This window comes from Agathobacter sp. LCP21S3_B2, from assembly GCF_052118705.1.
Classification (GTDB): domain Bacteria; phylum Bacillota; class Clostridia; order Lachnospirales; family Lachnospiraceae; genus Roseburia.
The window spans coordinates 1-1532 of sequence record NZ_JBQKGQ010000042.1; the positions used below are offsets into that span (position 1 = coordinate 1).

The window sequence follows — 1532 nt, forward strand, 5'->3', positions numbered from 1 at the left end:
CCTAAAATCCCACTCAAATTATACACTGGTGAATCAAATCACCAGTTTGTATAATTCAACTATCTCTGACTGAAAACCAGTCAGTTGTGTAATTAACTTTTTACGTTTACCCTCGATGCTAACCTCTCGTATAGATTTCATTTCTTCTATTACTTCCTGAAGATTATGATTTTGAAACCAATTGTTTTCCCTCATAACCTCTTTGAGCTTTGTTATCAGAATCAGGGCTATAAACTGAATAAATATACGACCATCCATAGTCGACTGTGTATGTATGCGGAGCCGTTTCATATCAAGGTCGTTCTTTAAGTCGTCAAAGTTCTTTTCAACAGCATCTTTGCTACGGTATATTTCCAATGCCTTGACTTTATCTTTTATGTCATTTGTTGCAAGAACAAACCAACCGATTCGGTTCTTTTTATGATCAGAAATTGCTTCTTCATTATATTCGACCTTCAGCCCACGCACTGGTGTTTCCTTTAGGATAAAGTACTTTGCATAAAAGCTTTCATTTGCTTTGTTTCTATTACCAGAAACCAGTTCGTTATAACATACATAAAGTTTGTGGTCAAACTTTTTAGAATCAGTCTCTGCTTTGTAACTGTCAAAATATATGTGAACATATATCCGGTGATTATCCCATGACATCAGTTCGGTCACGGCATATAATTCATCATCCATTACCTGGCAGTAATTGTGATGGTTGCATATATCTTTGCGATGACGCTCTACAGCATCTTTTGCGAATGATGCCGTAAATGGTACACCTACCATATATTTCAAATGTCTGTCGTAAAAAGCATCAATGTTTTTTTCACTGTAAAAACCTTTGTCCATCACATAATGCAGTGATCCTGCTTTGATAAGTTCAAGATTTTCAAGGCTTTCCTGAAGAGTGCTGACATCCTTGATACTTCCCGATATGATTCTGTAATATATTGGCAGACGGCTTTTTTCCCCAGTAAGCATGAGTAGATTTATCTGCGGAAGTTCTTCTCCATCACGGTTATAGCCCCAACGGACGAACTCTATGAATTCGCTGTATGAAGAAATACTTGTTATATCCATGGCATAGTATTTGTCCTGTTTATTGACTTCAATCCATTTTTGAAAAAATTCCTGTTGCAGTGAAGGTGTAATGCGTGTGAGCAGCTCCGTTATTCTTTGAGAGGTCAAAGAACCATTGTATGGAGCACGGTTACGGGCAATCCACTCTGAGACATGACATAATGCACCACCTTCACTGACAAGATAATAAGCACTTGTCAGAATCTGCTGCCAATCGTCAGCGAACACATTCTGAAGTAATGGTTTTAGACAGGTTTCATCTGCCATTTTGTCAAGCAACAGGGAAACGCCTATATTTGTTACAATACAATGTTCTTTATTTTCTTGTAGCTTCACTTTATTTTTTGCAGCATCACCTTTCTTACGATTCGCTACTATAGCACCTGTATCCGGATCCAGGTGTCCAACGCTTACGCGTTTGTGCTTGCATGTTTTAGTTTCTTTATCCCAGTAGGTTGTATTCT

General features: G+C 37.9%; 1 protein-coding gene. It reads right to left on the bottom strand.

Annotated elements, in window-relative coordinates; all coding sequences use genetic code 11:
- Positions 1-33: 33 nt before the first annotated feature.
- Positions 34-1532 (bottom strand): IS1634 family transposase (locus tag ACTQ1L_RS15170; protein WP_441368085.1); only part of this gene is annotated, 1499 nt, incomplete at its 5' end.